Raw genomic sequence first — 4,767 nt, forward strand, 5'->3', positions numbered from 1 at the left:
GCCCGGCTCCCCGCCTGCTCGGGAGTCGGGCCCACGGCCGTATACGACGTTCACGCCGTGTCACCGGCCGCCGTCAGCGGCCCGTCGGCCCCTTCGGCATGCGCATGCCCTTGGGCATCGGCCCCTTCGGCAGCGGCATGTTGCTCATCAGGTCACCCAGGGCCCGGAGCCGGTCGTTGATCTCGGTCACCTGGGAGCCCGGCAGTACCCGGCGCTTCTTGACGATGGTGGTGCGCAGCTTGCCGAGCGGCACCTGCCCCTCGCCGTTGCCCACGATGACGTCGTGCACCGGGACGTCGCCCAGCACGCGGGCCATCTTCCGCTTCTCGGAGGCCAGCAGGGTCCGCAGCCGGTTCGGGTTGCCCTCGGCCACCAGGACCACGCCCGGCCGGCCGACCGCCCGGTGCACGACGTCCTGCTGGCGGTTCATCGCGACGGCCGGCGTGACCGACCAGCCCTTGCCGATGTTGTCCAGCACGGCCGCCGCTGCTCCCGGCTGGCCTTCCATCTGCCCGAAGGCCGCCCGCTCGGCGCGTCGTCCGAAGATGATCGCCACCGCGAGGAAGGCCAGCAGGAAGCCGAGGATGCCCAGGTAGACGGGGTGCCCGACGAGGAAGCCGATCCCGAGGACAACGCCGAAGGTGACCAGCCCCACGCCGAGCAGGATGAACCCGAGCCACCGATCGGACCGCCGGGCCATCTTGTACGTCAGGGCGATCTGCTTGAGCCGCCCCGGATTCTCGGATTTTTCCTTCCGCGCCATACAGGGAGTTTACGTGGCGACCGAAGTGCCCTCAGCCGCGGCCTCCAGGACGTGCTCGGTCTCCACGCGGTCCTTGGCCCGACGGCGGTCCTCCAGGACGGCCGTCCAGGCGTTGCGACGGGCCGTGCTCTGGCCGTTCCGCAGCAGTACCCCTTCCAACGTGCGCAGCGCGTCGGTGAAGGTCGGGCGTACGGGGGCGGCAGCCTGCATTGGTCGAGTCCCCTCGGGTACGTGAGCGGTGAGTGAAACCATCGTCACCGAAAGGTGTTACCACCGCATGACCACCGGGTCAAAATCGGTCAAACGGCTTTGAGACACATCTCACGCCGCGTCGGTGGCCCGACGGCGGTCGACGGCCTGCTGGTAGAGCCGGCCGGCGCGGTACGAGGAGCGGACGAGCGGCCCGGACATCACACCCGCGTAGCCCATCTCCTCGGCCTCTTCCTGGAGCTCCACGAACTCGTGGGGCTTGACCCAGCGCTCGACGGGGTGGTGGCGGGGGGTGGGCCGCAGGTACTGGGTGATGGTGATGAGTTCGCAACCGGCGTCGTGCAGGTCCTGGAGGGCCTGGCTGACCTCGTCGCGGGTCTCGCCCATGCCGAGGATCAGGTTCGACTTGGTGACGAGGCCGGCCTCGCGGGCGCGGGTGATGACCTCCAGCGACCGCTCGTAGCGGAACGCGGGACGGATCCGCTTGAAGATGCGCGGCACCGTCTCGACGTTGTGCGCCAGTACCTCGGGGCGGGAGGAGAAGACCTCGGCGAGCTGCTCGGGCACGGCGTTGAAGTCGGGGATGAGCAGTTCCACGCCGGTGTCGGGCATGCGGGCGTGGATCTGGCGGACGGTCTCGGCGTAGAGCCACGAGCCGCCGTCGTCGAGGTCGTCGCGCGCGACGCCGGTGATGGTGGCGTAGCGCAGCTCCATCTGCTCGACGGACTCCGCGACCCGGCGCGGCTCGTCGCGGTCGAGTTCGGCGGGCTTGCCGGTGTCGATCTGGCAGAAGTCGCAGCGGCGGGTGCACTGCTCACCGCCGATGAGGAACGTCGCCTCGCGGTCCTCCCAGCATTCGAAGATGTTGGGGCAGCCGGCCTCCTGGCAGACGGTGTGCAGCCCTTCGCGCTTGACCAGGCTCTGGAGGGCGTTGTACTCGGGGCCCATCTTGGCCCGGGTCTTGATCCACTCCGGCTTGCGCTCGATGGGGGTCTGACTGTTGCGGACCTCCAGGCGGAGCATCTTTCGACCGTCGGGTGCGACAGCGGACACGTCCGGCTCCTCAAACTTTTGATTCTTCGGCGCATCCCAGGGTACGCCCACCTGTCTCCCGGCCTCCCACCCCCGGTACCCGAGGGAAAGAAGGCGGGCCTTGCCCTGCCCTGACCGCCTCAGACGGCCCGGGGCAGCGGCGCCCGGGCGCCGAGTACCGCTTCGAGGTGTTTCTCGACCACCGGAAGCACCTCCGTGACGGGCACGTCGCGGCCCAGTTCGCCGCTGAGCGAGGTGACGCCCGCGTCCCGGATGCCGCAGGGCACGATGCGGTCGAACGAGGTGTTGTCGGGGTCGCAGTTCAGCGCGAAGCCGTGCATGGTGACGCCCTTGGCCACCCTGATCCCGATCGCGGCCAGTTTGCGGTCCTCGCCGCGCTGGCCGGCGTTGGAGGGCGCGTACTCGGGGCCCATCAGCCGCGCGTCGAACTCCTCGTCCGCGAGGCGCGGGTCGAAGTCGAGCGCCAGGCCGCCCGTCGCCGGGCGTTGCGACACCGGGTCGCCGAGCACCCACACGCCGCTGCGGCCCTCGATCCGGGTGGTCTCCAGTCCGAAGTCGGCGCAGGTGAGGATCAGCGCCTCCTCGAGTCGGCGGACGTGGGCGACGACGTCGACCGGCCGCGGCAGCTTCAGGATGGGGTAGCCGACGAGCTGGCCCGGGCCGTGCCAGGTGATCTTCCCGCCCCGGTCGACGTCGACGACGGGAGTGCCGTCCAGGGGCCGCTCGCTGTCCTCGGTCCGCCGGCCCGCCGTGTAGACGGCCTGGTGCTCGAGCAGCAGGCAGGTGTCCTCGATCTCGTCGGCGAAGCGCGCCGCGTGCACCTCACGTTGCCGCTGCCAGGCGTCGAGGTACTCCACGGCCTCCTCGCCGAAGCCCAGGTGGACAAAGCGCAGCTCACTCACGGCTGCTTCCCTTCTCTCGGCCGTCCCGGCCCGTGTCGCGGGTGTGTCGGTGCGCTCGGGCGCTCTCGGACGTGTCCGGGGTTCCCGGGTGCCTGCGCCGCCCCTCCCGTGCCGGGGAGGCCGCGCGGGGGCCCGGACCCGGCCGGGCGCCCCTGCTGGCAACTGTACGACCGAGCGCACCTCGGTACGCAGGCGCCTGTAGCGGCCCATGCACTCACACGTATGGATGAATACCGGACCGATGTGGCGGAGAACACCGGTGGGGCCGCTACATTCACGCCGTTCCAACAGGGCGCCCCGGCGTCTGTCCCAAGCCGACAGGCAGGAGACCGCACAACTGATGTCGACGGAACGACCCGGGAGCCGCCCCTCCCAGCAACGCAGTCCCAACCGTCAACTCGCCGCCCTCATCGCCGAGGCGGGCTTCTCCAACGCCGGGCTGGCACGGAGAGTGGACCAGCTCGGTCTGGAACACGGTCTGGACCTGCGGTACGACAAGACGTCCGTCACTCGCTGGCTGCGCGGCCAGCAACCGCGGGGCACCACTCCGGCGTTGATCGCCGAGGTGTTCACCCGGCGGCTCGGCCGCCGGCTGACCGCGCAGGATCTGGGCCTGGACGCCTGCGCCCCGGTCTACGCCGGGCTGGAGTTCGCCGCGAGTCCGGCCGAGGCGGTGGACATCGTCGGCGGTCTCTGGCGCAAGGACTCCGGCAGCCACTCGGAGCTGCGCAAGATCGCGTTCACCCCGGCCGGCCTGGTGGTGCCCAGCCGCGACTGGCTGATCGGCCGCGCCGACGAGCGGGTCGCCCGGGGGGAGCCTCCGGAAGCGCACCGGGTGCCCACGCAGGGTCGCGGCCCGGTGCTCCCCCGGGCGCGGCCCGACCTGGGCGAGCAGGTCGAGCGCACCGCCGGGCAGCGGGTGACCGCCGGAGACATCACCGCGCTGCGTTCGGTCGCCGAGCTGTTCCGGACGCTGGACCACGCCTACGGCGGTGGCCACGCCCGGCAGGCCCTGGTGCGCTACCTGGAGCACGAGGCCGAGCCGATGCTGCGGGGCAGCTACGGCGAGCAGGCCGGCCGCCGGTTGTTCGCGGCGGCGGCCGAGCTGACCAGGCTGGCCGGCTGGACGGCGTACGACATCGCCGCGCACGGCCTCGCCCAGCGGTACTTCGTGCAGGCCCTGCGGCTGGCCCAGGCCGCGGGTGAGCGCGCCTACGGCAGTTACGTGCTGGTCACGATGAGCCGCCAGGCCGTCTACCTGGGGCACGGCCGGGAGGCGGTGCAGCTGGCCCGGGTCGCGCAGCAGGGGGTGGGTGCGTCGGCGCCGCCGGTGCTCCAGGCCCTGCTGCACGCCGCCGAGGCGCGCGGTCACGGCGTGCTGGGCGAAGTGCGGGCCTGTACGGCTTCCCTGGCCCGGGCCGAACGGGCGCTGGAGGCGGTGCGCCCCGGGGAGGAGACGCCGCAGTGGGCGCGGTTCTTCGACGAGGCGCAGCTCGCCGACGAGTTCGGCCACTGCCACCGCGACCTCCAGCAGTACCGGACGGCGGCCCAGTACGCGGAGCGGTCGCTGCATCTGCGCGGTCCCGGGTACGCGCGCAGCCGGTTGTTCTGCCGGGTGGTGCTGGCGACGGCCCGCCTGGGGCTGGGTGAGATCGAGCAGGCGTGCGCGCTGGGCGCGGAGGCCGCGCAGGCGGCGGCGGAGATGCGCTCGGTGCGGGCGCACGAGTACGTCCGCGACTTCGAGCGGCGGCTCGAACCGTACCGGGACGCGGCTCCGGTGCGCGGCTACCGGGAGCGGGTGGCCGCGCTGGGCTGAGGTGGCCGGCGTGGCGAGCCGCG

Annotated in this window: 5 protein-coding genes; 1 reads left to right on the forward strand and 4 read right to left on the reverse strand. The window is 72.0% G+C overall.

Translation table 11 applies throughout. The features are described from left to right. Positions 1-73 precede the first annotated feature (73 nt). The 4 genes from ACYVE9_RS16005 to lipB all read right to left on the reverse strand — a co-directional run bounded on the left by ACYVE9_RS16005 (position 74) and on the right by lipB (position 2,928). The gene (locus tag ACYVE9_RS16005; protein ID WP_461028527.1) at positions 74-763 is read right to left on the reverse strand and encodes a DUF4191 domain-containing protein; all 690 of its coding nucleotides are present in this window, start codon (positions 761-763) and stop codon (positions 74-76) included. Positions 764-772: 9 nt separating this feature from the next. After that, positions 773-973: an SCO2195 family GlnR-regulated protein gene (locus ACYVE9_RS16010; RefSeq protein ID WP_461028528.1), complete on the reverse strand. Its 201-nt coding sequence runs from the start codon at positions 971-973 to the stop codon at positions 773-775. A gap of 111 nt (positions 974-1,084) precedes the next feature. Continuing rightward, a complete protein-coding gene (gene lipA / locus ACYVE9_RS16015; RefSeq protein ID WP_461028529.1) occupies positions 1,085-2,026 on the reverse strand; it encodes a lipoyl synthase in 942 nt (313 codons plus the stop codon). A 119-nt stretch (positions 2,027-2,145) separates the two neighbouring features. Next, positions 2,146-2,928, reverse strand: coding sequence for a lipoyl(octanoyl) transferase LipB (lipB, locus tag ACYVE9_RS16020; RefSeq protein WP_461028530.1), 783 nt, complete (start codon positions 2,926-2,928; stop codon positions 2,146-2,148). A gap of 340 nt (positions 2,929-3,268) precedes the next feature. Between lipB and ACYVE9_RS16025 the strand changes: the two genes are divergently transcribed. Next, the gene (locus ACYVE9_RS16025) at positions 3,269-4,744 is read left to right on the forward strand and encodes a regulator (protein ID WP_461028531.1); all 1,476 of its coding nucleotides are present in this window, start codon (positions 3,269-3,271) and stop codon (positions 4,742-4,744) included. Positions 4,745-4,767 lie beyond the last annotated feature (23 nt).

The organism is Streptomyces sparsus (assembly GCF_054776295.1).